The following is a 25,911-nucleotide window of genomic DNA, read 5'->3' as shown; positions in this document are numbered from 1 at the left end:
TCCGTCAGCCTACGGGGAGGGGTTCGACAGCGGCCGGGGCCGGGCGCTTCCGGGGCCAGGCGCGTTCGCCGAGGAGCAGCAGGAGGGACGGCAGGATCATCATCCGGATCACCACGGCGTCCAGCAGGACCGCGACGGCGAGGCAGAAGCCCATCTGCTTCATCTCCGTGAGGTGCAGGAAGACGAAGGCCGCGAAGATCGTGACCATGACGAGGGCGGCGCTCGTGACGACCTTCGCCGAGCGGGCGATGCCCTCGAGGACGGCTCCTCGGGCGGTCATGCCGTGGTCCATGGCCTCCTTGATCCGGCTGACGACGAAGACCTGGTAGTCCATCGAGAGGCCGAAGAGGAGCACGAACAGGAAGAGCGGCACGCGGGACGCGATGGCGCCGAGGGAGTCGAAGTCGAGGAGCCCTTCGGCCCAGGTGCCCTGGAAGACCAGGACGAGCGCGCCGAGCGCGGCCGCCGCGGAGAGCAGGTTGAGGACGACGCCGATCAGGCCGATGACCGCCGAGCGGAAGGCGACCGCGGTCGTGACGAAGGTGAGCAGCAGCAGGAAGCCGATCACCAGCGGCAGCTTGCCGCGTTCGTGGTGCACGTAGTCCTGCCCGCGTGCGACGTCACCGCTGACCGCCGTGTCGACGCCGCTCAACATGCCGACGGTGGCCGGGATGTAGCGGTCGCGGAGGTGGTCCAGCGAGGCGATGGCCTCGTCGGAGGGGGCGGGGTGCGGCACGGCCAGTTCGAGGACGGTGACGCGTCCGTCGGCGGACGTACGGACGAGGGGCTCCGCGGTCCGGGCGAAGAGCGGGTCGGCCTGGGCGCGCCGGCCGAGTTCGGTCAGCGCCGCCCTGACCTCGGGCGCCCTGCCGGGGCTCGTACGGGTCACCACCTCGTGCTTCACGAGGAGTTCGGGGTAGGCGGCGGTCAGCCGGTCGTACACCCGCATGGCGGGGATGGAGCGGGAGAAGGTGTCCTTGCCCGGGTCGACGAGCCTGAGGCCCAGCGCGGGCGCGGCGACGGCGAGCATGACCAGGACCGAGGCGCACAGGGTGGCCACGGGGTGCCGCTGCGCGGGGCGCATGAGCGCGGTGAACACCCGGCCGTTCTCGGGCTTCGGGGGCTTGGCGGTGGCCGGTGCCCCGCGCCGGGCCCGCCGGGCGGCTTTCCGTGCGGCGCGGCGTTCCGCCCGGTGGCCGAGCTTGACCAGCAGGGCGGGCAGCACGGTCAGCGAGCTGAGCACGGCCACGGCGACGACGAGGATCGTGCCTGTGGCCAGCGAGGAGAAGATGACGTCCGTGGCGAGGTAGAGGGTCGCGGTGCAGACGATCACGGCTAGGCCGGAGATCACCACGGCCCGGCCGGCCGTCGCCGCGGCCAGCTCGACCAGCGCCTCGGGGCCGAGCCGGCCGCCCGCGCGGGCCCGCTCCTCGCGTTCGCGCTTGAGGTGGAAGAGGGTGTAGTCGACGCCGACGGCGAGACCCATGAGCAGGATCATGTTGGTGCCGACGCCCGGGTCGGGCAGCAGGTGCGAGGCCAGCATGGACAGGCCCATGGTCGCGGCGATGGAGGAGAGCGCGAGCAGCAGCGGCACCCCGGCCATGACCACCGAGCCGAAGACCGCGAGCAGGATGACGAGCGTGACCGGCAGGGAGAGCCGTTCGGAGAGCGCGAGGTCGTCGCCGCGCTGGTCGTTGACGCCCTTGCTGATGGCCGGTGATCCGGTCTCCTCCACGGCCAGGTCCGGGTGGGCTGCGGCCACCTCGGCGGTCGCGGCGAGGAGCGGGACGACGTTCTTCCTGCCGTCCAGTTCGGCGCCCTCCATGACGACGCTCACCCGCAGGGCGGTGCCGTCCTTCGAGGGGATCGGCGCCCCAACATCGCGTACCTCGTCCAGGGCGCGCATCCGGACGGTGAGTTCGCGGGCCGCCTCAGTCGCCCGGGCGGTGTCCAGGGGGCCGGACGCGGACCGGATGAGGATGTGCTCGGTGGGGCGGCGCTGGAGGCCGGCGTCGGTGGCCATCGACTCGGCGTGACCGGCCTCGCCGACCCAGAAGTCCTTTGTGGTGGCCTCGTTGGAGCCCGCCGCGATGCCGGCGCCGAGGCAGAGCAGGACGAAGAGGAACCATCCGGTGATCGCGCGCCACGGGTGCCGGGCGCTCCACCGGGCCATGTGAACGGGTCGAAGTCTCATGCCCTCCATGCTGTTGCGCGGGGCGGTGCGCCCGGCAGCCTCGACCGGTGGAACCGGGGGTCCACCGGCCGGTGGACACGCGCCGGCCGCAACGTCAGAGCTGGGCGGCAAAAACGCTGCTGACGTGACGTCAGAGCCGGGCCGCCAAAAACCCCTTCGCTTCCGGCCACTCCTCGGCCAGCAGCGAGAAGTACACCGTGTCGCGCCAACTGCCGTCCGGGCGGCGGCGGTGGCGGCGCAGGACGCCTTCGTGGCGGGCGCCGAGACGAGAAATGGCGCGCTGTGAGCGCTCGTTGAGGTGGTCGGTCTTCAGCTGGACGCGGCCCATACCCAGGTCCTCGAAGGCGTGGGTGAGCAGGAGGAGCTTGGTCTCCGTGTTGACGGCGGTGCGCCAGTGGGCGCGGCCGTACCAGGTGGAGCCGATCTCCAGGCGCTCGTTCTTCACGTCGATGTCCATGTACGTCGTCCAGCCGACCGCCCGCCCGGTCTCCAGGTGGACGACGGCGAACGGGACGTAGGACGCGTCCGCGAGCAGCGCGTCGAGCTCGGACTCCAGCTCCTGGGGGGTGCGGGGCGTCGGGGTGCCGAGCCAGCGCCAGACGTCGTCGTCGTTGCCGCCGGCGGCGAAGAGGTCGTCCAGGTGGGCGGGAGCGAGGGGTTCGACGCGGACGTGGCGGCCGGTCAGGGTCACGGGGAGCGGGCTCGTGGCGGGCATGGAGACACCTTACCCGCGTACGTACTAGCGTCAAGAGATTTATGCACTAGTACGTACTCGCATCCTCCGTGTCCGCATCCCCGGTGTCCGCGTCGCCGTCCCGTTCGGCCGCCGCGCGCATGGCCGCCGCCATGGTCCGGATCTCGGGCAGCTCGTCGTACAGCGCCTGGCCGGGGCAGCTCGTCCGATACGTATCGCGGTGGCCGGAGATGACGTTCAGCACGGCCACCTCGCCCTTGGGATACCGGCTCGCGTCGTTCGTCGACCGCAGCCGCACCTTGCCGCGCGGGTCCACGCCCGGCAGCAGCTTCCAGGCCGCGATCGACGCCAGCGCCCGGACGACGGGGGCCGGGACCTTCTCGCCGTCGTAGTAGTCGCCGAGCACCGCGATGCCCACGCTGTCGGCGTTGAAGCCCGTGGTGTGCGCCCCGCGCACCGAGCGCGCGACGCCGCCGGCCCGGCCCTCGTAGATCGTGCCGCAGCGGTCGACGAGGAAGTTGTAGCCGATGTCGTCCCAGCCCCGGTCCCTGATGTGGGCCTCCTCGACACGCCGGATCAGCTCCGGCGCCTCGGCGCAGTCGTAGTCGTTCGTCTCCCCCGTGTGGTGGACGAAGACCGCGCGTACTGCACCCGTGTAGACGGCGTGCTCCCGGACGATGGCCTCGTCCGCGTGCCAGCCCGCCCTGGTGACGATCACGGGCTGCGGCGCCGCCCCGGCCCTGTCACGCGCGGGCGCGGCGGGCGGCTCGGCCAGGATGTGCGGCACCGGGGCGTCCCGCGGGACCAGCAGAGCCAGCGGGAGGACCGCGGCACCCAGCCATATTCGATGGGGCCACATGCCTCCACCCTGCGGCCATACCGCCCGGCTCGCAGATGAGGTGGCCGAACGGGTGAAAACGCAGCGGACGAGGAATATTCCCGGGCCGGGTCCGGGCCGGCGCCGGGCCGGGCCGGGTCCGGGCCGGCGCCGGGCCGGGCCGGGCCGCTCCGGCGATATCCTGGGAGCAGCAGAGGGTCGGTTCCGGCCGCTGCGCGGCGGTGGGGCCCGCCGTACCCGAACCGCGGGCGCGTGCGCGCCCGCCAACGGTCCCTACTTGCGCAGAAGCGCGCCCGCGACCGGTGGGCGCCCCGGCAGGTAGGAGACGTATGCCCGGCTCATGGACGCGGAATCCGCAGACGGCTGTCGTCGGCGTGGTCGCCCTCGGCGGTGCCGTCGGGGCCTCCGCCCGCTACGGCGCCGGGCTGCTGTGGCCCACCGCGACCGGCGGCTTCCCCTGGACGACCCTCGTGGTCAACGTCGTCGGCTGCGCGGTCATCGGCGTCTTCATGGTGATCACCAGCGAGGTCTGGGCGGCGCACCGGCTGGTCCGGCCGTTCTTCGGCACCGGCGTGCTCGGCGGGTTCACCACCTTCTCCACCTACGCGGTGGACATCGAACGGCTCGTCTCGAAGGACCGGGCCGGCACCGGACTGGTCTACCTCGGAGTGACACTGCTCGCGGCCCTCGCGGCGGTGTGGAGCGCGGTGTGGCTGACGCGCCGCGCACTGGCGTGGAGGCAGGCATGACGACACCCGTGACCGAACCCGGACTGCGGCTGACCGTGCTGGTCGGCGAGTCCGACAGCTGGCACCACAAGCCCGTCTACACGGAGATCGTGCACCGGGCGCACGCCGCCGGACTGTCCGGCGCCAGCGTCTTCCGGGGCATCGAGGGCTTCGGCGCCTCGTCGACGATCCACACCCAGCGGCTGCTCTCGCTGAGCGAGGACCTGCCGGTGGCCGTGATCGTCGTGGACGCGGAGGAGGCGGTACGGGCGTTCCTGCCGCGGATCGCGGAGCTGACCGACGGCTGCCCGGTGACCCTGGACATCTGCGAGATCGTACGGAGCCAGGGGCCGGGCATACAGGGGGAGCAGGAGTGAACTGGCTTCTCGTGATCGCCGGCGCGGCGGTCGGCGCCCCGCTGCGTTATCTGACCGACCGGGCCGTGCAGTCCCGCCACGACTCCGTCTTCCCGTGGGGGACGTTCACCGTGAACATGGCCGGCTGCCTGATCCTGGGCACGCTGACCGGCGCGGCGGCGGCCGGGGCCGCCTCCTCGCACCTCCAGCTGCTGCTCGGGACCGGTCTGTGCGGGGCGCTGAGCACGTACTCCACGTTCAGCTACGAGACGCTGCGGCTGGCCGAGGACGGGGCCGGGTTCTACGCGGCGGCCAACGTCGTGGCGAGCGTGGTCGTGGGCCTGGGCGCCGCCTTCGCGGGCGTCGAGCTCGCCGGGGCGCTCTGGTCCTGACTCCCCCGCGCACGCCGGAGCCCGGCCACCCCTCGGGGTGGCCGGGCTCCGCACCGGGGCGTCAGCCGGTGTGCTTGCCGGACGAACGGCGCGGTGCACCGCTCCCGGCCGCCGGGGCCGGGCCGCGGCGGCCCTGCGCCGGGCGCCGGCGGCCGCGCGAGCCGCCCGCGGACCGCTCGGAGGGCGGAGCGGTGATGGTGACGGGCACGCCGGAGGGCGCCTGCGCACCGGTGATGCGGCTCAGCTCGGCCTCGCCGGAGCGGACCTCGGCGACCTTCGGGGTGATGCCCGCGTCGGCCATCAGCCGGGTCATCTCGCGGCGCTGGTTGGGCAGCACCAGCGTGACGACGCTGCCGGACTCGCCGGCCCGGGCGGTCCGCCCGCCGCGGTGCAGGTAGTCCTTGTGGTCGCTCGGCGGGTCCACGTTGACGACGAGGTCGAGGTTGTCGACGTGGATGCCGCGCGCCGCGACGTTGGTCGCCACCAGGACCGTGACGTGCCCGGTCTTGAAGCGCTCCAGGGTGCGGTTGCGCTGCGGCTGGGACTTGCCGCCGTGCAGCGCGGCCGCCCGTACCCCGCTGCTGAGCAGGTGGTCGGTGAGCTGGTCCACCGCGTGCTTGGTGTCCAGGAACATGATCACCCGGCCGTCGCGCGCCGCGATCTCCGTCGTGGTGGCGTACTTGTCGGCGCCGCGCACGTAGAGCACGTGGTGCTCCATCGTGGTCACCGCGCCGGCGGCCGGGTCCACCGAGTGGACGACCGGGTCGTTCAGGTAGCGGCGGACGAGCAGGTCGACGTTGCGGTCCAGGGTCGCCGAGAACAGCATGCGCTGGCCGTCCGTGCGCACCTGGTTCAGCAGCTCGGTGACCTGGGGCATGAAGCCCATGTCGGCCATCTGGTCGGCCTCGTCGAGCACCGTGATCTCGACCCGGTCCAGGATGCAGTCGCCGCGCTCGATGAGGTCCTTGAGGCGGCCGGGCGTCGCGACGACGATCTCGGTGCCGCCGCGCAGCGAGGCAGCCTGGCGGCCGATGGACATCCCGCCGACGACGGTGGCCATGCGCAGCCGCAGCGGCTTGGCGTACGGGGTCAGCGCGGCGGTCACCTGCTGGGCCAGCTCGCGGGTCGGGACGAGGATCAGGGCCAGCGGGTGGCGGGCCTCGGCGCGGCGGCGCTCCATGCGGGCCAGCACGGCCAGGCCGAAGGCGAGCGTCTTGCCGGAGCCGGTACGGCCCCGGCCCAGCACGTCGCGGCCGGCCAGCGAGTTCGGCAGGGTGGCCGCCTGGATCGGGAACGGCTCGGTGACGCCCTGGGCGGTCAGCGCCGCCAGCACGGCGTCGGGCAGGTCCAGGTCGGCGAAGGCCTCGACGGCCGGCAGCGGCGGGGTGACGGTCTTCGGCAGCTCGAACTCGCCCTGCCGGGCGACGGGCCTGCGGCCGTACCCGCCGGAGCGGCGGTCGGGGGCGCCGAAACGGCCCTGTCCGGAGCGGCCCGCGCCCCGGGTACGGAATCCGCCGCCGGAACGGGAGCCGGAATCCGGCCCTCCGCCACGGGTGCGGGAATAGCGATCGTTGGAACGGGGTGTGCGTTCGCGGTTCAAGCGGGGCCTTTCCTCGGCTGGGCGGGGCGCGTATCGACTCGTTTCCGCGCCGGTGAGCGGCGCGGAAAGCGCAAGAACGGGCCGTTGGCATACGTGAACGAAGCCGACGGCCGGTTTCGGGCCGATACGGGCCGGGCCTGAGCCGGGTCCGGTGCTTCGCGAAGGACGTGACGGGCCGGCCCGTGAAACGGGCCTGCGGGTCACGTCGCGGGCTCCACCGGACCCTTGCGTCCGGGGAGGCGGATCATCCGTCCCCCGGGGGAGACGGTGGAGCACGACGAAGCGCCCTCGGGGGCGCTCACAGCGATGGTACCGCCACGGCCAGGGGCTGCGCAGTACCGGAAAACACAACAGGCTGGGGCCCGCACCCAAGGTGCGGGCCCCAGCCGGGATACACGGTCAGCGCACCGGCGCCGACGTGATCAGGTTCACGCGGGGGTGATGTTCTCCGCCTGCGGGCCCTTCTGGCCCTGCGTGACGTCGAAGTTCACCTTCTGGCCCTCCTGCAGCTCACGGAAGCCGGAGGACGCGATGTTCGAGTAGTGGGCGAAGACGTCGGCGCCGCCGCCGTCCTGCTCGATGAAGCCGAAACCCTTTTCCGAGTTGAACCACTTCACGGTGCCAGTAGCCATTTTTTTCTCCTTCTGGGGCAGATCCCCGGAACCCGCACTGCGCGAGCCCCGCATCGCCGCGATGATTACCCCGTCCGGATATGAAGCCGGATGAACATTCAGCACACTCACCGGCCATTAGGCCGTCGAAAGCGCTCGGAATTCGGGAACCACAACTGCAACTGAAACCACCGTAGCACAATGGAAGCGGCCGGGTGCGTCGAGTAATTTCACTCCGCCCGGCGAGGCATAAATCTTTACCGCGTATGGCAATAAAAACTGTGCCGACGCCTGTAGATATTCGTTGAGCCGCGCGCGAGCGTTTCCCGCGGACCCTCAGTCCGCTGCGCCGCCCCGGCCGGGCCTGCGCAGCTCCTCGTTCAGCCGGAGCGCCTCCTCCAGCTGGTCCTCCAGGATCACGATGCGGCACGCGGCCTCGATCGGCGTGCCCCCGTCGACCAGCTCCCTGGCCCGGGCCGCGATGCGGAGCTGGTAGCGGGAGTAGCGGCGGTGGCCGCCCTCCGACCGCAGCGGGGTGATCAGCCTGGCCTCCCCGATCGCGCGGAGGAACTGCGGGGTGGCGCCGATCATCTCGGCGGCACGGCCCATGGTGTAGGCGGGGTAGTCGTCGTCGTCCAGACGGTCGGCGGCGTGCCGGGGCGTCTCGGGGGGCAGGGTCTCCTGCCGCGTCTCACCGACGTCGTCACCGTGCAGAGAATCTCTCATTGTGCGAGCCATCGCCTCCAGCATAGCCGCGACAGATTTCCTGCACCGGCGAGGGAAGGAATCGGCGCGCGGCCGGAGGGGGGCGGGCGGCTGCCGGGACCCGGCAACCTGCGGCGGCTCGGGCCAAGGACACTGACCGGCCGGTCAGTTGATGACTGCCGGGGGCAGGGGCCATAATGCACGGGTAGCCCTTCACGCATCCCCCGTCGTGAAGGGCTACACCCCTTTGTGCGCGCCCGTGGCGGCGCGCGGCGGCGTCTTCACGGGCAAGGGACTCCCCTCGTGGCCCCCTGCCCATGTTTTTTCGAGTTAACAGTGACGTAGAGTGTTTGCGCAAGCCCGCTCCGGACACCGGATGAGAATGCTCCGGTTCACGTCGTCTCCGGTCTCCCGCCCCCGGGAGACCGGTCGGGGGTTCGTTACAGTACGAGCCCGTTGACCGAATCGAGCGCCGCCCGGGACCGGACAGGGGCCTGCGGCGGACGTGAACGTGGGGGCCGGATGGACAACGGCGAAGAGCGCGCGCCGGAGCTGCGGACGCTGCGCCAGAAGGTCGAGTACATGGTCGAGGAGACCTTTCCCGGCCGGAAGATCTCGGGCCGGTTCTTCGCCGACCTGGTCAGGGAGCGCGGCGGATCGCTCTCCCACAGCTACTTCTCCAACATCCTGGCCGGCAAGGTGACCCAGCCGTCCGAGGAGATCCTCAAGGCGCTGGGGCTCGGCTTCGGCGTGGACTGGCGGTTCTTCAAGGAGGAGTCCGAAGTCGTCGACGACGTCGTGGCCGGGCTCCAGTTCCTGGCCAAGCGGCGGACCGGCGAGATCAGCGGGCTCGCCGGGCGCGGGCTCGGCGAGGACGGACTGCCGCCGGAGCTGCTGCAGTTCGCGCTCTCCCTGCTCAAGGACGCCGAGGACCGCAGGCCCCCGGCCGGCAACGGACAGCGGGGCTGAGCGATGTCCATGCGGAAGCTGCGCAGGGAGTGCGAGGAGGGGCTCGCGGAGCTGCCGCTGCCCTCGCCGTTCTCCATACCCGGCCTGGTGGCCAACATGGAGGCGGCGCGGGGCCGGACCATCGTGCTGCACGAGATGCCCGACCGGCTGGCGCGCGCCAACGCGGCCTGCGGGCTGCGGCTGAAGACCGGCGACACCAGCTTCGTGCTCTACCGCCGGCGCCCCACCGAGTACCAGACGCAGCACGTCATCCTGCACGAGCTGTGCCACGAGTGGTTCGACCACGGCACCTCGCTGGACGCGGAGCAGCTGCAGCGGCTGCTGCCCGTCTTCGACACCTCGCTCATCTCCCGGATGGTCGGCCCGGACGCGGTGCTGGTCCCGGACGCCGTGCAGGCGCGCGCGCAGTACGACACCCACGACGAACGCATGGCCGAATTCGGTGCCTCGCTCATCCCCCGGATGGCCCGGGACGTCACGAGCGATGACATGGTGGGGCGGCTCGCCAACTCGCTCTCGCGCCCGGTCGCGCACCGCCGCGGGGGCCTGTTCCGGCGTACGTAGGATCCGTACCGCACGATCCCGCTCCCCCACACCCGAGGACGTCTGCCGTGACCCCGCTCGACCTCGCCGGCTATCTCATAGCCGGCCTGATGACAGCCGTCGCCCTGTGGCGCATGCCGGCCGCCCTGTGGGGTGACGAGGAGGACCGGCGCCGCCGGGCGCTGTGGGGGTGTTACGCGGGATTCGCGCTGGCGCTGTGGACCAAGACCCGGTTCGTGCGCGTCGGGCTCAACGACAGCCCGGTCACCGACCTCTCGGTCCTCATCAAGCACTACACGGCCACCATCGCGATTCTGGCCATTCTCAGCTACATCGTGGCGATCTACGGCCAGTACGCCGACGAGGGAACGGTCCCCCGGCACGTGCGGTTCGCCCGGCTGATCCAGCAGGTGGCCGCCAAGGCGTCGGTCGCCACACTGGTGCTGCTGACGGTGCTGTTCTTCACCGTCGTCGACCGCTCCACGCCTTCGGACCGCTTCGTCGCGGACCACGCCGGGCAGTGGGGCGCCACGCTGTACATGAGCGTGTTCTACCTCTACCTCGGCGCGGCCTCCGCCGTCTGCGCGTACCAGTGGGCGCTGGCCACCAGGAGCGCGCGGATGCGTCATCTGCGCGTCGGGCTCGGGATGATGACGTTCGCGATGTTCATCGGCGTCGGCTACACCGTCAGCCGCACTCTGTTCCTCTGGGTCAGCGTGGTGGACCGGCCGAGCGAGTCCTTCGCGCTGGGCTTCGACGAGGTCACCGAGGCCGCCCAGGTCGTCCTCTTCCTCTTCTTCGCGGTCGGCGCCTCCATCCCGGCCCTGAGCAACGTCCGCCGCCGCGCCAAGCTCTGGCGGGCGCAGGTGCGGCTGCACGGCCTCTGGTACGAGCTGATGACGGCCTTCCCGGAGCAGCCGTTCGAGCCCCCGCGCCCGCTGCTGCGGGAGCTGACGCGCTTCGACACCCCGGCCGACCTGCGCGTCGACCGGTGGGCGGCGGACATCGCGGACGCGGTCGAGAAGCTGCGCCACTACGTGCCGGACGCCCTGCTGCCCGCCGCCGAGGCGGCCGCCGGGGCCGGTTCCGGGTCGCCGCTCGCCGACGCGTACTGGATCAGGGCCGCGCTGGCCGCCCGCGCGGACGGGGCGCCCGCGGGCGAGGCGGCGGCCGTCTCCACCCAGCACGCCACCGACCAGGACGGCGAGGTCGCCTGGCTGGTCCGGGTCGCGACGGCGTACCGCACGGTCACCCCGGAGCGGGCGCGCCGGATTCTGGAAACCTCTTCCCCAGCGGGCAAGGAGCAGCCGGCATGAGCACCACCGACACGACAGCGGCACCCGACCACGCCCTCGCGCGGACGGTGACCGACGTCCTCCAGCCGCGCAACGTGCTGCTCGTCGGCATGCTCGCGATCGGCCTCGCCGCGGCCGGGGAGTGGACCGGGCTGCTCTGGGGGCTGCTCGGCGCGCTGTGCGCGGGGATCGTGCCCGCCGGGTACATCGAGTGGGAACGCGGGCGCGGCACCTGGGGCGACCGCCACGTCGTGGACCGCACCAAGCGGGCGCCGATCTTCTTCGTCATCCTCGGTTCCATCGGCGCCGGTTCGGCGGTCATGCTGCTGGGCGGGGCGCCGGCCGGCATCCTGACCGCGATGCTCGCGCTGTGGGCGATGACGGTCGTGCTGCTGGCCGTCAACACGGTGTGGAAGATCTCCGTGGACGCCTCCGTGGCCTCGGCCGTGATCGCCCTGCTCGCCGCCGTGCACTCGCCGTGGTGGCTGTTCGGGTACGCGATGACGGCCGCCGTGGCCTGGTCGCGGGTGGCGCTCGGCTACCACACGGTGGGCCAGGTGACGGCCGGGACGGCGCTGGGGGCGGCGACGGCGGGCGCGTTCCTGTTCGGGTGAGCGGGGCCGGGCGTCGTTGAACGCGCCCGGCGCGCGGTCCATGGTGTACGGGTGCCGAACTTCGAGATCACCACAGCGAGCGCGGACGACCTCCGGATGATGGCGGACTGGGCCCATGCCGAGGGCTGGAACCCGGGCCTGACGGACGGTCAGGCGTTCTTCGCCGCCGACCCGTGCGGCTTCCTCACCGGCCGGCTCGACGGTACGCCCGTCTCCTGCGTCTCCGTGGTCCGCTACGGCCCCGGCTTCGGCTTCCTGGGCTTCTACCTGACCCGCCCCGAGCTGCGCGGGCAGGGGTACGGGAGCCGGCTGTGGGCCGCCGGGACGGAGCGGCTCGCGGGGCGGCTCACCGGCCTCGACGGGGTGGTGGAGCGGCAGCCCAACTACCGGAAGTCCGGCTTCCGTCCGGCCTGGACGAACATCCGCCACGAGGGCCTGGCCCCGCTGGACGTGGCGCCGCCGGCCGGCGTGACGCTCGTGGACGTGCGGACGCTGCCGTTCGGCCTGGTCACCGCCTACGACCGCCGCTTCTTCCCCGCCGAGCGCGACGGCTTCCTGGCCGCGTGGACGACCGCCCCGGGCCGCACCGCTCTCGTCGCGCTGTACGAGGGCGAGGTGCGGGGGCTCGGGGTGCTGCGCGCCTGCCGTACGTCCTCGCGGATCGGCCCGTTGTACGCGGAGACGCCGGAGATCGCCGAGGCCCTGGTGAGCGCGCTCGCCGCGAGCGACCCGGCCGCGCCGGTCGCGGTGGACGTTCCCGACGCCAATCCGGCGGCGGTGCGGCTCGTCCAACGGCTCGGACTCACCCCGTCGTTCGAGACGGCCCGCATGTACACGGGTCCGGCGCCGGAGGTCGACCTGGCCGGGCTGTACGGGATCACCAGCCTCGAACTGGGGTGACCGGGCGGGCGGGGTGACCGGGCGGGCCCTCAGGCGATGTCGTCCGCGTCGCACCGGGTGCGCGAGGCCATGACCGCGATGTCGTCCTCGGCGCCGGGCGCGAAGCGTTCGAGCACCTGGTCCAGCAGGGTCTCCAGGTCGCCGCCGGCCGGCAGGGTCAGCTCGCCGAGCCGGGCGACGCAGGCGTCGATGTCCTCGTCGCGCCGCTCCACGAGCCCGTCGGTGTACATGAACAGCACCGTGCCCGGGCCGCACTCCATCACCGTGGACCGGTAGCCGCCGAAGCCGGTGCCGAGCGGCGGGGCCGCCGGGACGTCGCAGATCCGGGTGCCGGCCTCGCCCGGGTCGAGGAAGACCGGCGGCAGGTGGCCCGCGCTCGCCACTTCGCACATCCCGCCGTCCGCGTCCACCACCGCCAGCAGACAGGTCGCCGCCCGGTCGATCCCGGAGCGCTCCACCATCCGGTCCAGCTGCTCCAGGATGCGGTGCGGGGGCAGCTCCTCGTCGGCCAGCAGCCGCAGCAGCGAGCGGTAGTGGCTCATGGCGACGGCCGCCTCGACGCCGTGGCCCATGACGTCGCCCATGGCCTTGAGATGCCGCCCGTCGGGCAGCGGGATCACGTCGAACCAGTCGCCGCCCACCAGGACGCTGCGATCGGCCGGCAGATAGCGGGTGGCGACCTCGATGTGCGGGTGGGGCGGCCGGGGCTCGGAGAGCAGGGAGCGCTGGAGCTCCAGGGCGATGGTGTGCTCGTGGGTGAAGCGGCGGGCGTGGTCGAGGTGGACGGCGGCCCGCCCGGCGAGCTCCCGGGCCACCACCACGTCGTCGTCCGAGAAGACCGGCGAACCGCCCGCCCGGAACAGCGCGAGCACTCCTATCGGGGCGCCGCGCACGGAGACGGGCACCACGACCACCGAGTGCAGGCCGAGCGCCCGGTACGCGTCGGCCAGCTCCGGGGTCGGGGCCGAGCGGTCCACCTGCTCGTCGTCGGTGAGGTTCTCCACGACGGGCTGGTCGCCGGCCAGGCAGCGCGGTACGGCGGCGCCCTCCTGGTGGTCCACGTAGTCACCGGCCGTGCCGAACCGGGCGATGCCTCCGCTCAGCCCCCGTACCGCCGACATCGCCGCGCGGCGCAGCCGTACGACGCCGGGCGGGGAGGGGCGGACCGGTGGGGCGACGTCCCTCGGGAAGATCTCCACGACGGCGACGTCCGCGAGGCCGGGCACGACGAGGTCGGCCAGCTCGGCGCAGGTGGTGTCCATGTCGAGGGTGGTGCCGATGCGGGTGTTGGCGCTGTCGAGCAGGGACAGGTGGCGCTGGGCCTGGGCGAGCTGCCGCTGGTCCTCGTCGGAGGCCACCACCTCCAGCACGATCCCGACGACGCCGACGACCCGGCCGTCCATCTCCAGCCGGTGGTACGCCCCGTGCCAGTAGCAGCGGGCGGTCCCGGAGGCGGCGGGCAGCCGGCCGCTTGAGGTGACCTCGCGGGCCCGGCCGTCGGCGAGGACCGCGCGCATCAGGTCCTCGCGGGCGTCGATGTCGGGCATGACCTCGCTGGGGCGGCGGCCGATGTGCGCGGCGGGCGGGATGCCGTTGTGGCGTACGAGCGAGGGGTTCACGTACAGGTAGCGCAGCTCGGTGTCGAACACGGCCACGCCCGCCGTCGTGCCGTCGAGCACGGCGGCGAGCGCCGTGACGTCGATGGACGGCGGATGGTCGGCGTGCACCGGCAAGGCAAACCTCCTGGGGCAGGGCGCGGGCCGCCACACTGCCCGGCCCTTCATCCTCGGACGCCCCGCCCGCTCCCGCATCCGCAGCGGCTCCGACCGCGCGGCTCAGCGTGCCGGGACCGCGCCCGCGTAGGACCCCGGGGTGGTGCCGAAGGCGTGCCGGAAGGACTGGATGAACGCGCTCGGCCCGCTGTAGCCGCAGGCCACGGCCACCGAGGTGACCGAGCCGCCGGAAGCCAGCAGGGTGAGCGCGTGGTGCAGCCGCAGCTGGGTGCGCCACTGCGGGAACGACATACCGGTCTCCGCGCGGAAGAGCCGGCTCAGGGTGCGGGGCGACGCGCCGACGGCCGCGCCCAGCTCGGTGAGGGTCCGGCCGTCCGCCGGGTCGTCCTGGAGGATGCGGGCGATGTCCCGCAGCCGGGGGTCGGCCGGGGAGGGCAGGCAGACGCCGAGCGGTTCGACCCGGCGCAGCTGGTCGAGCGCGACCCGCTCCAGGTTTCGCCGCTGCCGTGCGTCGCCGGCCGGCTCCGTGTCGTCGGTCAGGCAGGCCACGACCTCCCGCAGCAGCGGGGTGACGGCGAGGACGGTCGGCCGGTCGAGCCGCAGCGGGTTGTCGGCCGGGGCGAAGCTGAGGGCGCGCAGCTCGGTCGGGCCGTACGCCAGGTGGGCGTGGACGACGCCGGCCGGGATCCAGACCGCCCGGTGCGGGGGCACGGCCCATACGCCGAGCGGTGTGGCGACCTCCAGCACCCCGCGCGAGGGGCAGACGAGCTGGTGCTCCAGGTGGTGGTGGCTCTCGATGCGTTCCTGGTGCGCGAGCGGGACCCGGGCGGGGCCGTGCAGGGTTCGGCCGGTTGGCGACATAAGCAGGCAGATTATCGCTAGCCCGCTGCCCTGGTCGGCCGGAATCCTCGAAGGGACCCCAGCAAGGAGCCCGCATGACCACCGACAAGGCCCACCGGGCCGATGTCCCGCCCGCCGACGCCCTTCCCGCCGGGGTTGCCGCCGCCCCCGTCTCCGCCTGGCGGCGGATGCGGATGTGGGGCGCCGCGCACGCCGTCGACGACCTCTACCAGGGCTTGGTGCCCGCCTGTGTCCCGTACTTCGTGCTCGACCGGGGCTACAGCTATGTCGCCGCGTCCGGGCTGACCCTGGCGGCGGCGCTCGGCAGCTCGGTGCCGCAGCCCTTCATCGGCCTCGCGGTGGACCGCTACCGGCTGCCCCGGCTGGCGCCCGCCGGGCTCGCCGTCGCCGGGGTGGGGCTCGGGCTGTCGGGCCTGGTGCGGCCGTACGCCGCCGTGTGGCTGCTGATCCTGCTGTCGGGTCTCGGCGTGGCGATGTTCCACCCGGCGGCGGGCAAGGCGGCCCGGCAGGCGGCCGGCGACAGCGCGTCCGCGATGAGCATCTTCGCGGCGGGCGGCAGCGTCGGGTTCTTCCTGGCCCCGGTGCTCGCGACCCCGGCGCTCGTCGCGATGGGCGTAGGCGCGACGGCCCTCTTCATCCCGCCCGCCGTCCTGATGGCGGTCGTCCTGCTCCGGCACCGCCCGGCCGCCGCGCCCGCGCGCAGGGCCGGGCGCACGGGGCGGGACCGGTGGCGGCCGTTCCTCTTCCTGACCGGGATCGAAGTGGTGCGCTCGGTGGCGTTCTTCGGCGCGATCACCTTCATCGAGCTGTTCTGGATCCGCCATCTGCACTCCGGCCGGGGCGTCGCGGGCGTCGCGCTCGCCTGCTTCCTGATCGGCGGGGTCGCCGGCACGCTGCTCGGCGGCCGGATCGCGGACCGCGTCGGCATGGTCCGTACGGTGCAACTCGGCGGTGTCGCCGCCGTGCCCGCCCTGATCGCGCTGCGGGTGACCCCCGGCACCCTGCCGCCGCTCGTGTTCGCGGTCCTGGCGGGACTCGCGCTGAACGTGCCGTTCGCCGTCCTGGTGAAGCTCGGCCAGGACTACCTGCCGGGGCGCCCCGGCACGGCGGCCGGGGTCACGCTCGGCCTGGCCGTCAGCATCGGCGGCCTGATCGCCCCGGCGCTGGGTGCGGCGGCGCAGGCGTACGGGCCGCAGGGCGTGTTCACGATTCTGTGCGCCATTCCCGTACTGGCCCTGTTCCTCGGACTGTTCCTCACCGAGCCGGAACCGTCCCCGGGTGGCTGACCGTCCCCTGTCACGGAGGCATGCTGTACGCGACACGGGCGGCACCACCGCCGTCCGGGCGCAGCACACCGAAGGGCACGCCCATGGGATCGTCACCGCAGATCGGCTCACCCGTACCGGACTTCACGCTCCCGGGCGGCGTGCTCGCCGGGGACTCCTTCGAGCGGCGCGACTACGCGCTCGCGGACGCGCGCGGCCGGGCCCTGGTCCTCGCCTTCTACCCGGGTGACAACACCTCCGTGTGCACCAAGCAGTTGTGCTCGTACTCCTCGGGCATGGAGACCTTCGAGAAGCTGGACGCCGAGGTGTGGGGGATCAGCCCCCAGGGCGTGGACAGCCACGAGTCGTTCGCGCGCGCCCAGGGGCTGCGCATGCCGCTGCTGGCGGACCCTGGCCGGGAGGCGGCCCGGGCCTTCGGCGTCGCGGCGCCGGGGATCGGGGTGCGGCGCGCGGTCTTCCTGATCGACGGCGAGGGGGTGCTGCGGTGGAAGCACGTGGCGCTGCTGGGGGCGACCTTCCAGTCCCTGGACACCCTGGCCGACCGTCTCTCCGGCATCAACAACAAGTAAAAGATTGCCGGGTTCCGGCAATGTTGCTTCGGGGGTGCGTATGGGACCATCCAGCCAGTTCGACGGAAAAGCAGCACGCGGGTCGACGGGGCCGGGAGGGGTGATCACGTGACCTTGTTCCTCGGTCTCGGCATCGCGGGGGTCGCCCTGCTCGCCCTGTCCCTGGTCTTCGACGGGATTCTGGAGGGCCTCTTCGGGGGTCTCCTGGAGGGCCTGTTCGGCGGGCTCGTCTCCCTTCCGGTGATCGCGGGCTTCCTCTCGATGCTCGGCTTCGGCGGCGCCATCGTGCTCGGCACGACCGGTGCCGGCACTCTCGTGGCCACCGTGGCCGGGGTCGCGGCCGGACTGGTCGCCGCCGTGCTGACCTGGAGGTTCAGCAGGGCCCTGATGCGCGACCAGACCGACGCGACCCCGCGCAACGAGGACCTGGTCGGCACGTCCGGATCCGTGGTCACCGCCATTCCGGCCGACGGCTACGGCGAGGTACTGCTGCGACTGGGCGGGCAGCTCGTCAAGCTGTCGGCCAGGAGCACGGTGCCGGTCGCCCGGGGTGCGGAGATCTGGGTCGAGGCGGCCCTCTCCAGCACCTCGGTCTCGGTCCGCCCCGTCGAACGCTGACCCGGTACGCCGGCCCCACCACCGCTCGTCTCACAACTGCCCCCGTCCGGAGGCAGAGGGGGAAACCGCATGAGTCCCGTAATGATCGCGATCGTCGGAGTCGTCGTACTCCTCTTCCTGCTCGCCCTCGCCGTCATCACCCGTTACAAGGTGGCCGGCCCCAGCCAGGCGTTCATCATCACCGGCCGCCGGGGCAAGAAGTCCGTCGACCCGGTGACCGGGCGGACCAGCATCGACAACAGCGGCCAGAAGGTCGTCGTCGGCGGCGGCGTCTTCGTCGTGCCGTTCGTCCAGCAGAAGTTCACCCTGGACCTGTCCAGCCGGCACATCCCGGTCGCCGTGCGCGGTGCCGTCACCCTGCGCGGCGTCAAGGCGCACCTCGAAGGCGTCGCGATCGTCAAGGTCGGCGGCAGCGAGGACGCCATCCGGGCCGCCGCCCAGCGCTTCCTGCGCCAGCAGGACGGCATCGTCGGCTTCACCCAGGAGGTGCTCTCCGGCGCGCTGCGCGCCATCGTGGGCCGGATGTCGGTCGAGGACATCATCCGCGACCGCGCCGCGTTCGCCGGCCAGGTCGCCGAGGAGGCCGAGGCGAGCCTGTCCGGCCAGGGCCTGATCCTGGACGCCTTCCAGATCCAGGACATCACCACCGAGGGCTCCTACCTGGAGGACCTCGGCCGCCCCGAGGCCGCCCGCGCCAAGCAGGAGGCCGACATCGCGGAGGCCATCGCCCGCCGCGCCTCCGAGCAGGCCCGGCTCAAGGCCGCCGAGGAGATCGCGATCGCCGAGCGGACCTTCTACCTGAAGCAGGCGGAGATCAAGGCCGAGACCGAGGCGGCCGCCGCCAAGGCCAACGCCGCCGGTCCGCTCGCCGAGGCCGCCCGTCAGCAGGAGGTCCTCACCGAGCAGGAGAAGGTCGCCGAGCGCCAGGCCGCGCTGACCGACCGCGAGCTCGACACCAAGGTCCGCAAGCCCGCCGACGCCGCCCGCTACCAGGCGGAGCAGGAGGCGGAGGCCCGCCGCATCGCCCAGGTCAAGGAGGCCGAGGCGGCCGCCGAGCGCGCCCGGCTGACCGGTCAGGGCGAGAAGCTGCACCGCTCCGCGCTCGCCGAGGCGGTGCGCATCGAGGGCGAGGCGGAGGCCGCGGCCATCGCGGCGCGCGGTTCGGCCGAGGCCGAGGCCATGCGGAAGAAGGCCGACGCCTTCGCGCAGTACGGCGACGCGGCCGTCCTCCAGATGCTCGTCGAGGTGCTGCCGCAGGTCGTCGCGAAGGCCGCCGAGCCGATGAGCGCGATCGACAAGATGACCGTCATCTCCACGGACGGGGCCAGCCAGTTGTCCCGTACGGTCACGGACAACGTCGCCCAGGGCATGGAGCTGCTCAGCTCCACCACCGGGGTCGACCTCGCCGCACTGCTCCAGAACCTCAAGGGCGCGGTGCCGAAGCCGGCCGAGCCGGTCGCCCCGGCGGCCGCGGCCGAGAAGAACGGGAAGATCGAGATCGGCGACTGATCCACCGCACGACCCGAATCGCGTGCCCGGCCGGTTGCGCAACCGGCCGGGCACGCGTGTGCCGGGCTCCGGAGGGTGGCCGGAACTCGCCCCTCGGAGGCGGCTCGGACCTCCGGATAAGGTAATGCGGGTCTAAAGAGATCACCAAGTGCCTCGCGCGGACCGCGCCCCTCTGGAGGAAGCCATGGGAACCCACCGCACCACGCTGCCCGGAGTCGGCGTCCAGTACGACTACACCACCGAATCGGGGCAGCACATCTCCGTGGTCGTCCACCACGACGGGCGGCGGTTCATCGGCTTCTACGACCAGGACGACCCTGATTCGTGCCGGCTCTCCGTACCCCTGACACCGCAGGAGGCGACGGGGCTCGCGCACCTCATCGACGCGGCGCCGATCGACGCCGTACGGACCGAGGGCATCGACCTGGTCACCGAGCACATCCCGCTCGGCACCCGCTCGCCGTACGGCGGCCGGCTGCTCGGCGACACCAAGGCGCGGACCCGGACCGGCGCCTCGATCGTGGCGGTGCTGCGCACCCACAGCGCGCATCCGTCACCCGGGCCGGACTTCCGGCTGGCCATCGGCGACACGCTCATCGCCGTCGGAACACGCGAGGGCGTCGACACGCTCTCCGAGATCATCGCGGAGGGCTGACCGTGCACGACACGACCGCACTGCTCATGGAGCTCGGCTCCGTCATCCTGGGACTCGGCATCATCGGGCGGTTCGCCGGCCGGATAGGACTCTCGCCGATCCCGCTCTACCTGCTGGCCGGGCTCGCCTTCGGTGACGGCGGGCTGCTGCCGCTCGGCGCCAGCGAGGAGTTCACCGCCGTCGGCGCCGAGATCGGCGTCATCCTGCTGCTGCTCCTGCTCGGCCTGGAGTACAGCGCGTCCGAGCTGGTCACCAGCCTGAAGACGCAGTACCCGTCCGGGGCCGTGGACTTCGTGCTCAACGCGACCCCGGGCGCGGTCGCCGCACTGATGCTCGGCTGGGGCCCGGTCGGAGCCGTCGCGCTCGCCGGTGTCACCTGGATCTCCTCCTCCGGTGTGATCGCCAAGGTCCTCGCCGATCTCGGACGCCTCGGCAACCGGGAGACCCCGGTCATCCTCGGGGTGCTGGTCATCGAGGACCTGTCGATGGCCGTCTACCTGCCGCTGCTCACCGCGATGCTCGCGGGCGTCGGCCTCGCCGGCGGCAGTGTGGCCCTGCTGATCGCGCTCGGCACGGTCGGCCTGGTGCTCTACCTCGCGCTCCGGCACGGCCGCCTCATCAGCCGCGCGGTGTCCTCGGACAACCCGGAGATGCTGCTGCTCGTCGTGCTCGGGCTGACCGTCCTGGTCGCCGGGGTCGCCCAGCAGCTCCAGGTGTCGGCCGCCGTCGGCGCGTTCCTCGTCGGCATCGCCCTGTCCGGTGAGGTCGCGGAGGGCGCCCGCAAGCTGCTGACCCCGCTGCGGGACCTGTTCGCCGCCGTCTTCTTCGTGTTCTTCGGGCTCTCCACCAACCCGGCCGAGATCCCGCCGGTGCTGCTGCCGGCCGCGCTGCTCGCCGTCGTCACCGTCTTCACGAAGATCGCGACCGGCTGGTACGCGGCCCGGCGCGCCGGCATCGGACCGCGCGGGCGCTGGCGGGCGGGCGGCACGCTCGTGGCGCGCGGCGAGTTCTCCATCGTGATCGCCGGTCTGGCCGTGGCGACCGAGCCCCGCATCGGCCCCATCGCCACCGCGTACGTCCTGATCCTGGTCATCGTCGGCCCGCTCACCGCGCGCTGGACCCAGCCGGTGGTCGAACGCGTCCAGAAGTGGCGCGGCAAGGACGCGGCGTCCGCCGCGCCCGCGGGCACCGCACCGGTCCCCCCGGCCCGGGAAGAGGTCTCCGCCTCGTCCGAGTAGGCGCGTGGGGCCAGGTCCCGCCTCGCCCGGGTAGCCGTGCGGTGCCAGGGCCCGCCTCGTCCGAGCGGCCGTCCGAGCGGCCGTGCGGGGTCAGGCCCCCGTCGGCAGGTCCGGGGTCCAGCCCAGCGGGTACGCGTCCGCGCCCTCCGCCGGGGCCGCCGCCTCGCCGCCCGCGTCCGTGAACGCCCGCAGCGCGTCGATCAGCGCGGCGCGCTGCCCGGGCGTGAGGCGTTCGACGATGGCGGCGACCTCCCGGCGGCGGCCCGCGGTGACCTCCGCGACCAGCCGGTGGCCCTCGGGCGTCACCCGCAGCACCGTCTCGCGGCGGTTGGCCTGGTTGACCTGACGCTCGGCGAGGCCCGCCGCGATCAGCCGGTCGAGCATCCGCATCGCGGTCGACGGGTTCACGCCGAGGCGCTCGGCCAGCGTCACGAGCTTGGCGTCCCCGTGCGTGGAGAGCACCACGAGCAGCCGGAGCTGGGGCAGCGTCACCCGGTCCTCGACCGCCGCGAGGGACCGGGCGGACACGGCGACCAGCAGTCTCGACGCCGTCAGCACCGCGCGCGTCACCGCGTCGACGTCGTCCCGGTCCGGGGCGGTCGGTGGGTCATCGGATGCCTGTCCGTGCGCGGCCATGCCCCTTTTTACCGCGCGGGAAGGACTTACTCGAACCGGCCGCGATCCGATGCCGAACCGCCGCCCAACCGGTACCGGAACGACAGCGGTGAGCACTGGCGACAACCTTTGGATTGTGCAACGTTTGCACAGTGACGGATGAACCCGCGGCTACGCCCGCTCCCCGGCGCCCGGACCCGCCGACCAGCTGGCGGCGGGCCGCCTTCCGGCTGCCCGTCCACATGTTCCGCATGGGGCTCGGACCGCTCTTCGGGGGGCGGCTGCTGCTGCTCGTGCACACCGGCCGCGTCTCGGGTCTGTCGCGCCGTACCGCCGTCGAGGTCGTGGAGGCGGGCACCCACGAGGGCAGGGCGTGCTGGACCGTGGCGTCGGGCTTCGGCCCCGGCGCCGACTGGTTCCGCAATCTGCGGCAGACCCCGCACGCCACGGTCCAGGTCGGCCGCCGGTACCACGCCGTCACCGCGCAGGTGCTGACCGCCGAGGAGGGCGGCGAGCTGATGGCGCGGTACGCACCCCGCCACCCCCGGGTCGCCCGCCGGCTCTGCGCGTACATGGGGTTCACGGTCGACGGCGGCGCGGAGGACTACCGCAGGGTGGGCGAGTCGATTCCGTTCGTCCGGCTGACGGAGGGCGCGAAGCGCTGAGGCCGCTCAGGCGTGTACCGGCTCGGGTTCCCCCACGGGGTGCGGGCGCGGGGCGCCGGGCCGGTACAGGAACAGGGTGACGAGGAGGCCGAGGGCGAAGAAGCCCGCCGACCACCAGTACGCGGTCGAGTAGCTCTCCAGTTGCGCCTGGGCCACAGCGGGCGGCGTCGGCCTGCGGCCCACCAGGTAGTTCGTGGCCGCGCTGGTGGCGAGGGTGTTCAGCAGGGCCGTACCGATGGAGCCGCCCACCTGCTGGCTGGTGTTCACCGTCGCCGAGGCCACCCCGGCGTCCCGCGGCCCGACCCCCGCGGTGGCCAGGTTCATCGCCGTGGCGAAGACGGCGCCGAGGCCGATGCCCAGGCAGAGCAACGGCGGCAGCACATGGGCGGCGTAGCTGCTGTTCAGGTCCAGGGCGGTCAGCCACACCATCGCGGCGGCCGCGATGCCCATCCCGGTCGGGACGATCGGCTTGGCGCCGAATCGCAGCAGCAGCACATTCGTCGTCGTCACCGACGAGGCGATCATGCAGGCGACCATCGGAATGAACGCGAGACCGGTGGAGACCGGCGAATAGCCGAGGCTCTTCTGCAGGTAGTACGTGAGGAAGAGGAAGACGCCGAACATCCCGCCACCGGAGATGAACATGGCGAGGAACGACGCAGCCCGGTCCCGGTCCAGCACCACCCGCAGCGGCAGCAGCGGATGCGCCGCCCGGGTCTGCCACCACGCGAACGCCGCCACCAGCAGCGCGCCCGCCACCAGGAACCCCCAGGTCAGCGGCGAGCTCCAGGCGTGCGACTCGGCCTCCGAGAACCCGTACACGATGCAGAACAGACCGGCCGAGACCAGCACGGTCCCCGGGATGTCCAGCCCCGGGCGGTCGGCCGGCGCACCGGGGGCGAGCAGCCGCCAGCCGCCGATGAACGCCACGAACGCGAAGAGCAGGTTGACGTAGAGGCACCAGCGCCAGTCCAGGTACTCCGTCAGCACCCCGCCGAGCAGCAGCCCCACCGCGCCGCCCGCCCCGGCGATGGCGCCGTAGATCCCGAACGCCTTGGCCCGTTCCTTCGGCACGGTGAACGTCGTGGTGAGCAGGGACAGCGCCGCCGGGGCGAGCAGTGCCCCGAACAGGCCCTGCAGCGCACGGGCCAGCACCAGGATCTCGAAGCTCGGGGCCGCGCCGCCGATCGCGGAGGCGACCGCGAAGCCGACCAGGCCGGTCAGGAAGACCACCCGGCGGCCCACCAGGTCGGCGATGCGTCCGCCGAGCAGCAGCAGCGAGCCGAAGGCGAGGGCGTACGCCGTCACGATCCACTGCCGGTTGCCGTCGCTGAAGCCGAGGTCCTGCTGGGCGGAGGGCAGCGCGATGTTCACGATCGTCGCGTCGAGCACCACCATCAGCTGGGCCAGGCCGATCACCCCGAGCACCCACCAGCGATGGGACGGGCCCTCCTCGCGGGGGTTGGCTCTGCGGGCGACTGCTTCACGGGCCATGCTGCGGTTCTCCCTCGCTGCGCACACCGCCGGACTCCCCCGGACGATCACGCTAGGCGGAGGCCGCCGTCCCCGCATGTGGAGCGCCGGCCGGCCCTAGACCTCCTTGGCCGGCCAGTCCAGCAGCCGGGCGCCGATCACCGCGGTCTGGAGCGTGTAGCGGTGCATGGGGTCGGAGGGGTCGGAGCCGGTCAGCTGGTGAATGCGTTCCAGCCGGTACGTGAGGGCCCGGACGCTCAACGAGAGGCGGCGGGCGGTCTCGGCGGCGACACAGCCCGCGTCGAAGTACACCGCGAGCGTCTTCAGGAGCGGTTCGGCGCCGCCCCTGGCCTTCTGGAGCGGGCCGAGCTCACTGCGCACGAGGTCGGCCATGGCCTGCCGGTCCCGGGTCAGCACCGGATAGACCAGCAGGTCGGCGGCGTACAGAACGGGGTCGTCCAGGTCCATCCGGTCCGCCAGGTCCAGTGCGTCCAGCGCCTCGTCGTACGACTGGACGACACCGCCCGGGCCCCGGTGGGCGCGGCCGACCGCCACCCGGCCGCCGTCGGTCGCCGCGTGCGCCTGTTTCGCGAAGTGGCGCAGGACGTCGGGCTGGTTGCCCGGCGCGATGCACACCATCCGGCCGTCCTTCGTCGTGAGCAGGATCTTGCGCCCGCTGAACCGGGCCAGCAGCGCCGACTCCACGTGCCGCGGGACCTGGTCCGTCTCGGTGTACGCCTCCGGGCCCGTGGCCACCGCGACGGCGTGGGCGCGGGAGAGGCGCAGCCCGAAGCGGGTGGCCCGTTCGGCGAGGCGGCCCAGGTCGCTGCGCCCGTAGAGCAGGTCGTCGATGAACTCCCGTCTGGCCGCCTCCTCGCGGCGCACGGTGAGGCGCTGGGCGCGCTCGAAGCCGTCGGCGAACGCGTCGACCGCCTGTTCCGCGGCGGCCAGGACGCTGTCGGTGGACGCGGCGACGGAGGCGGGGGTGGCGCCGGGGGCGGGGGACGGCCAGGCGTTGCGGGTCTCGGCGAGGTGCATGCGGACCAGGGCGCGGAGCTGGTGTCCGGCCTCGGCCGCCCGCCGGCCCAGGTCGCGGCGGGAGTCCAGCTCCTCGCGGGTCAGCCGTCGGCCCGAGGCGGCCGCCTCGCCCAGTATGTGGGCGTAACCCTCCAGAAAGCTGTCGGGAATCAACGGTTCCGCCACGCGTCCGCCTCCGTTCCTGTTCCATGCCGACATCTGCCCAACGCACGGGGGCCGGTGCCGGTGCCCGGCATCCAGGAGTGGCGAACGTTGCCGCGTTCCGGCAATGCGATCGGGCGCCCCCTGATGACACGATCCTGTCAGCACCGACCGGGGACCACGGGGGACCTACGGGGGGTGCACGGGGGATCGGGGGAAGACCCGGATGCCGCGGCGCCGCCCTGGGCGGCGCCGCGGCACCGGGGTCGCCGCCGGCCCGCGCGTAAGGCGCCGGCAGCACGGCCGGCGGGACCGGCAGGGGGTGGAAACCGATGCGGGAGTTCCTGGACGCGGCACTGTCCTTCCCGGCCGTACTCTTCGCCGCGGCGCTCGTCGTGGTCATCGCCTTCTGGCTGCTGGTGCTGGTCGGCGCGGCCGACCACCACTCCTTCGACACGGACCTCGACACCGATCTCGCGGGCGTCGGCGGCGTACCGGTCACCGTCTCGGTGTCCCTGATGGTCGCCGTCGGCTGGTTCACCGCTCTGACCGGTTCGGTCCTGGTGCATCGATCGGGCACCACCGGGGCCGTCCGCGCCACGCTCGCCTGCGCGGTGCTGGCCGGGGCGCTGCTGCTCGCCTGGGGCGCGGTGCGACTGCTCGTCCACCACTTCCGGCGCTACTTCCCCGACCAGCCTCCGCCATCGCGCCAGGACTTCCTGGGCCGGGTCTGCACGATCCGCACCGGCTCCGTCGGCACGGACTTCGGCCAGGCCGAGGTGACCGCGGCCGACGGGTCGACCGCCATCGTCCAGGTGCGCCAACTGGAGCCCGTCGACGCGGAGCTGACCTCGGGAAGCTCGGGGCTGCTGTACGCGTACGACGAGGCCGGCGAGTTCTTCTGGGTCTCGTCCTACGACCAGGCGCTCGACCCGGGTCCGCCGCCCGCCACGCTGCCGCCGCACGGCCGTACGGCCTGAGGCTCCGCCGCCCGCATCACCGCTCGCACCGGCGCGGTGTGCCCGTCCGGCCTGCCCGGACGCTGTGCGCCGCCGCGCCGTGTTTCACGTG

At 72.9% G+C, this 25,911-nt stretch carries 27 protein-coding genes; 16 read left to right on the top strand and 11 right to left on the bottom strand.

What is annotated here, in order from left to right:
* Positions 1-4 precede the first annotated feature (4 nt).
* From BLW14_RS16580 to BLW14_RS16570, 3 genes are all read right to left on the bottom strand, one after another.
* Positions 5-2,194, bottom strand: a complete 2,190-nt coding sequence (locus tag BLW14_RS16580; RefSeq protein ID WP_093708046.1) for an MMPL family transporter — start codon at positions 2,192-2,194, stop codon at positions 5-7.
* 130 nt (positions 2,195-2,324) lie between these two features.
* Positions 2,325-2,909 (bottom strand): GNAT family N-acetyltransferase, encoded by a 585-nt coding sequence (locus tag BLW14_RS16575; protein WP_093708045.1) that lies wholly within the window; start codon positions 2,907-2,909, stop codon positions 2,325-2,327.
* A gap of 46 nt (positions 2,910-2,955) precedes the next feature.
* A complete protein-coding gene (locus BLW14_RS16570; protein ID WP_093708044.1) occupies positions 2,956-3,747 on the bottom strand; it encodes a peptidoglycan recognition protein family protein in 792 nt (263 codons plus the stop codon).
* Between the two features lie 308 nt (positions 3,748-4,055).
* Here BLW14_RS16570 and crcB (BLW14_RS16565) point away from each other — a divergent pair, with 308 nt between their 5' ends.
* The 3 genes from crcB (BLW14_RS16565) to crcB (BLW14_RS16555) are packed head-to-tail and all read left to right on the top strand — an operon-like array spanning position 4,056 to position 5,202.
* Positions 4,056-4,475: a fluoride efflux transporter CrcB gene (crcB, locus tag BLW14_RS16565; protein WP_093708043.1), complete on the top strand. Its 420-nt coding sequence runs from the start codon at positions 4,056-4,058 to the stop codon at positions 4,473-4,475.
* Positions 4,472-4,831 (top strand): DUF190 domain-containing protein, encoded by a 360-nt coding sequence (locus BLW14_RS16560; protein WP_093708042.1) that lies wholly within the window; start codon positions 4,472-4,474, stop codon positions 4,829-4,831. Before crcB (BLW14_RS16565) ends, BLW14_RS16560 begins: the two co-directional genes overlap by 4 nt.
* The gene (crcB, locus tag BLW14_RS16555) at positions 4,828-5,202 is read left to right on the top strand and encodes a fluoride efflux transporter CrcB (RefSeq protein WP_093708041.1); all 375 of its coding nucleotides are present in this window, start codon (positions 4,828-4,830) and stop codon (positions 5,200-5,202) included. Before BLW14_RS16560 ends, crcB (BLW14_RS16555) begins: the two co-directional genes overlap by 4 nt.
* Positions 5,203-5,263: 61 nt before the next feature.
* Here crcB (BLW14_RS16555) and BLW14_RS16550 read toward each other — a convergent pair whose 3' ends face one another.
* The 3 genes from BLW14_RS16550 to BLW14_RS16540 all read right to left on the bottom strand — a co-directional run bounded on the left by BLW14_RS16550 (position 5,264) and on the right by BLW14_RS16540 (position 8,088).
* Complete coding sequence (locus tag BLW14_RS16550) at positions 5,264-6,802, bottom strand: DEAD/DEAH box helicase (RefSeq protein WP_093708040.1); 1,539 nt, start codon at positions 6,800-6,802, stop codon at positions 5,264-5,266.
* A 428-nt stretch (positions 6,803-7,230) separates the two neighbouring features.
* Complete coding sequence (locus tag BLW14_RS16545) at positions 7,231-7,434, bottom strand: cold-shock protein (protein ID WP_018522223.1); 204 nt, start codon at positions 7,432-7,434, stop codon at positions 7,231-7,233.
* 315 nt (positions 7,435-7,749) lie between these two features.
* Entirely contained in the window at positions 7,750-8,088 is a 339-nt protein-coding gene (locus BLW14_RS16540) for a MerR family transcriptional regulator (protein WP_093710753.1), read from the bottom strand.
* Between the two features lie 552 nt (positions 8,089-8,640).
* Between BLW14_RS16540 and BLW14_RS16535 the strand changes: the two genes are divergently transcribed.
* From BLW14_RS16535 to BLW14_RS16515, 5 genes are read left to right on the top strand one after another with little or no spacing between them, the layout of a single operon-like run.
* A complete protein-coding gene (locus BLW14_RS16535; RefSeq protein WP_093708039.1) occupies positions 8,641-9,087 on the top strand; it encodes a hypothetical protein in 447 nt (148 codons plus the stop codon).
* Between the two features lie 3 nt (positions 9,088-9,090).
* On the top strand, positions 9,091-9,651 hold the full coding sequence (locus BLW14_RS16530) for a toxin (RefSeq protein ID WP_093708038.1): 561 nt from the start codon (positions 9,091-9,093) through the stop codon (positions 9,649-9,651).
* Positions 9,652-9,698: 47 nt separating this feature from the next.
* Positions 9,699-10,946, top strand: coding sequence for an MAB_1171c family putative transporter (locus tag BLW14_RS16525; protein WP_093708037.1), 1,248 nt, complete (start codon positions 9,699-9,701; stop codon positions 10,944-10,946).
* Positions 10,943-11,539, top strand: a complete 597-nt coding sequence (locus BLW14_RS16520; protein ID WP_093708036.1) for a hypothetical protein — start codon at positions 10,943-10,945, stop codon at positions 11,537-11,539. The genes BLW14_RS16525 and BLW14_RS16520 overlap by 4 nt, the downstream gene beginning before the upstream one ends.
* Positions 11,540-11,590: 51 nt before the next feature.
* A complete protein-coding gene (locus BLW14_RS16515; protein ID WP_093708035.1) occupies positions 11,591-12,439 on the top strand; it encodes a GNAT family N-acetyltransferase in 849 nt (282 codons plus the stop codon).
* Between the two features lie 29 nt (positions 12,440-12,468).
* Here the strand turns inward: BLW14_RS16515 and BLW14_RS16510 are convergent, their stop codons facing one another.
* Together BLW14_RS16510 and BLW14_RS16505 are read right to left on the bottom strand one after the other, a co-directional pair.
* Complete coding sequence (locus BLW14_RS16510) at positions 12,469-14,172, bottom strand: SpoIIE family protein phosphatase (RefSeq protein ID WP_093708034.1); 1,704 nt, start codon at positions 14,170-14,172, stop codon at positions 12,469-12,471.
* Positions 14,173-14,274: 102 nt separating this feature from the next.
* The gene (locus BLW14_RS16505) at positions 14,275-15,033 is read right to left on the bottom strand and encodes an AraC family transcriptional regulator (RefSeq protein WP_093708033.1); all 759 of its coding nucleotides are present in this window, start codon (positions 15,031-15,033) and stop codon (positions 14,275-14,277) included.
* A gap of 74 nt (positions 15,034-15,107) precedes the next feature.
* On the opposite strand from BLW14_RS16505, the gene BLW14_RS16500 reads away from it, so the two are divergent.
* From BLW14_RS16500 to BLW14_RS16475, 6 genes are all read left to right on the top strand, one after another.
* Entirely contained in the window at positions 15,108-16,319 is a 1,212-nt protein-coding gene (locus BLW14_RS16500; RefSeq protein ID WP_093708032.1) for an MFS transporter, read from the top strand.
* A gap of 83 nt (positions 16,320-16,402) precedes the next feature.
* Positions 16,403-16,888, top strand: a complete 486-nt coding sequence (locus BLW14_RS16495; protein ID WP_093708031.1) for a peroxiredoxin — start codon at positions 16,403-16,405, stop codon at positions 16,886-16,888.
* 108 nt (positions 16,889-16,996) lie between these two features.
* Positions 16,997-17,506: a hypothetical protein gene (locus BLW14_RS16490; RefSeq protein WP_093708030.1), complete on the top strand. Its 510-nt coding sequence runs from the start codon at positions 16,997-16,999 to the stop codon at positions 17,504-17,506.
* A 69-nt stretch (positions 17,507-17,575) separates the two neighbouring features.
* The gene (locus BLW14_RS16485) at positions 17,576-19,015 is read left to right on the top strand and encodes a flotillin family protein (RefSeq protein ID WP_177153999.1); all 1,440 of its coding nucleotides are present in this window, start codon (positions 17,576-17,578) and stop codon (positions 19,013-19,015) included.
* A gap of 184 nt (positions 19,016-19,199) precedes the next feature.
* Positions 19,200-19,670, top strand: coding sequence for a cation:proton antiporter regulatory subunit (locus BLW14_RS16480; RefSeq protein ID WP_018102023.1), 471 nt, complete (start codon positions 19,200-19,202; stop codon positions 19,668-19,670).
* A 2-nt stretch (positions 19,671-19,672) separates the two neighbouring features.
* Positions 19,673-20,908, top strand: a complete 1,236-nt coding sequence (locus tag BLW14_RS16475) for a cation:proton antiporter (RefSeq protein WP_093708028.1) — start codon at positions 19,673-19,675, stop codon at positions 20,906-20,908.
* 90 nt (positions 20,909-20,998) lie between these two features.
* On the opposite strand, the gene BLW14_RS16470 is transcribed toward BLW14_RS16475, so the two are convergent.
* Complete coding sequence (locus BLW14_RS16470) at positions 20,999-21,544, bottom strand: MarR family winged helix-turn-helix transcriptional regulator (protein WP_093708027.1); 546 nt, start codon at positions 21,542-21,544, stop codon at positions 20,999-21,001.
* 131 nt (positions 21,545-21,675) lie between these two features.
* Between BLW14_RS16470 and BLW14_RS16465 the strand changes: the two genes are divergently transcribed.
* A complete protein-coding gene (locus BLW14_RS16465) occupies positions 21,676-22,188 on the top strand; it encodes a nitroreductase family deazaflavin-dependent oxidoreductase (RefSeq protein WP_093708026.1) in 513 nt (170 codons plus the stop codon).
* A gap of 6 nt (positions 22,189-22,194) precedes the next feature.
* On the opposite strand, the gene BLW14_RS16460 is transcribed toward BLW14_RS16465, so the two are convergent.
* Positions 22,195-23,682 (bottom strand): MFS transporter, encoded by a 1,488-nt coding sequence (locus BLW14_RS16460; RefSeq protein ID WP_093708025.1) that lies wholly within the window; start codon positions 23,680-23,682, stop codon positions 22,195-22,197.
* Positions 23,683-23,778: 96 nt separating this feature from the next.
* On the bottom strand, positions 23,779-24,864 hold the full coding sequence (locus tag BLW14_RS16455; protein WP_093708024.1) for a PucR family transcriptional regulator: 1,086 nt from the start codon (positions 24,862-24,864) through the stop codon (positions 23,779-23,781).
* A 308-nt stretch (positions 24,865-25,172) separates the two neighbouring features.
* Between BLW14_RS16455 and BLW14_RS16450 the strand changes: the two genes are divergently transcribed.
* On the top strand, positions 25,173-25,820 hold the full coding sequence (locus BLW14_RS16450; protein ID WP_093708023.1) for a hypothetical protein: 648 nt from the start codon (positions 25,173-25,175) through the stop codon (positions 25,818-25,820).
* Positions 25,821-25,911 lie beyond the last annotated feature (91 nt).

Origin of the sequence: Streptomyces sp. 2131.1, assembly GCF_900105515.1 — a bacterium.
GTDB classification, from domain to species: domain Bacteria; phylum Actinomycetota; class Actinomycetes; order Streptomycetales; family Streptomycetaceae; genus Streptomyces; species Streptomyces drozdowiczii.
This window is presented reverse-complemented; position numbering and strand designations above follow the sequence as displayed.

What these genes read in the sequence shown, in the direction of transcription:
- BLW14_RS16580 (WP_093708046.1), bottom strand. Translation starts at nt 2,194, where the DNA reads ATGAGACTTCGACCCGTTCACATGGCCCGGTGGAGCGCCCGGCACCCG.
- BLW14_RS16575 (WP_093708045.1), bottom strand. Translation starts at nt 2,909, where the DNA reads ATGCCCGCCACGAGCCCGCTCCCCGTGACCCTGACCGGCCGCCACGTC.
- BLW14_RS16570 (WP_093708044.1), bottom strand. Translation starts at nt 3,747, where the DNA reads ATGTGGCCCCATCGAATATGGCTGGGTGCCGCGGTCCTCCCGCTGGCT.
- crcB (WP_093708043.1), top strand. Translation starts at nt 4,056, where the DNA reads ATGCCCGGCTCATGGACGCGGAATCCGCAGACGGCTGTCGTCGGCGTG.
- BLW14_RS16560 (WP_093708042.1), top strand. Translation starts at nt 4,472, where the DNA reads ATGACGACACCCGTGACCGAACCCGGACTGCGGCTGACCGTGCTGGTC.
- BLW14_RS16545 (WP_018522223.1), bottom strand. Translation starts at nt 7,434, where the DNA reads ATGGCTACTGGCACCGTGAAGTGGTTCAACTCGGAAAAGGGTTTCGGC.
- BLW14_RS16535 (WP_093708039.1), top strand. Translation starts at nt 8,641, where the DNA reads ATGGACAACGGCGAAGAGCGCGCGCCGGAGCTGCGGACGCTGCGCCAG.
- BLW14_RS16530 (WP_093708038.1), top strand. Translation starts at nt 9,091, where the DNA reads ATGTCCATGCGGAAGCTGCGCAGGGAGTGCGAGGAGGGGCTCGCGGAG.
- BLW14_RS16520 (WP_093708036.1), top strand. Translation starts at nt 10,943, where the DNA reads ATGAGCACCACCGACACGACAGCGGCACCCGACCACGCCCTCGCGCGG.
- BLW14_RS16505 (WP_093708033.1), bottom strand. Translation starts at nt 15,033, where the DNA reads ATGTCGCCAACCGGCCGAACCCTGCACGGCCCCGCCCGGGTCCCGCTC.
- BLW14_RS16500 (WP_093708032.1), top strand. Translation starts at nt 15,108, where the DNA reads ATGACCACCGACAAGGCCCACCGGGCCGATGTCCCGCCCGCCGACGCC.
- BLW14_RS16495 (WP_093708031.1), top strand. Translation starts at nt 16,403, where the DNA reads ATGGGATCGTCACCGCAGATCGGCTCACCCGTACCGGACTTCACGCTC.
- BLW14_RS16485 (WP_177153999.1), top strand. Translation starts at nt 17,576, where the DNA reads ATGAGTCCCGTAATGATCGCGATCGTCGGAGTCGTCGTACTCCTCTTC.
- BLW14_RS16480 (WP_018102023.1), top strand. Translation starts at nt 19,200, where the DNA reads ATGGGAACCCACCGCACCACGCTGCCCGGAGTCGGCGTCCAGTACGAC.
- BLW14_RS16470 (WP_093708027.1), bottom strand. Translation starts at nt 21,544, where the DNA reads ATGGCCGCGCACGGACAGGCATCCGATGACCCACCGACCGCCCCGGAC.
- BLW14_RS16460 (WP_093708025.1), bottom strand. Translation starts at nt 23,682, where the DNA reads ATGGCCCGTGAAGCAGTCGCCCGCAGAGCCAACCCCCGCGAGGAGGGC.
- BLW14_RS16450 (WP_093708023.1), top strand. Translation starts at nt 25,173, where the DNA reads ATGCGGGAGTTCCTGGACGCGGCACTGTCCTTCCCGGCCGTACTCTTC.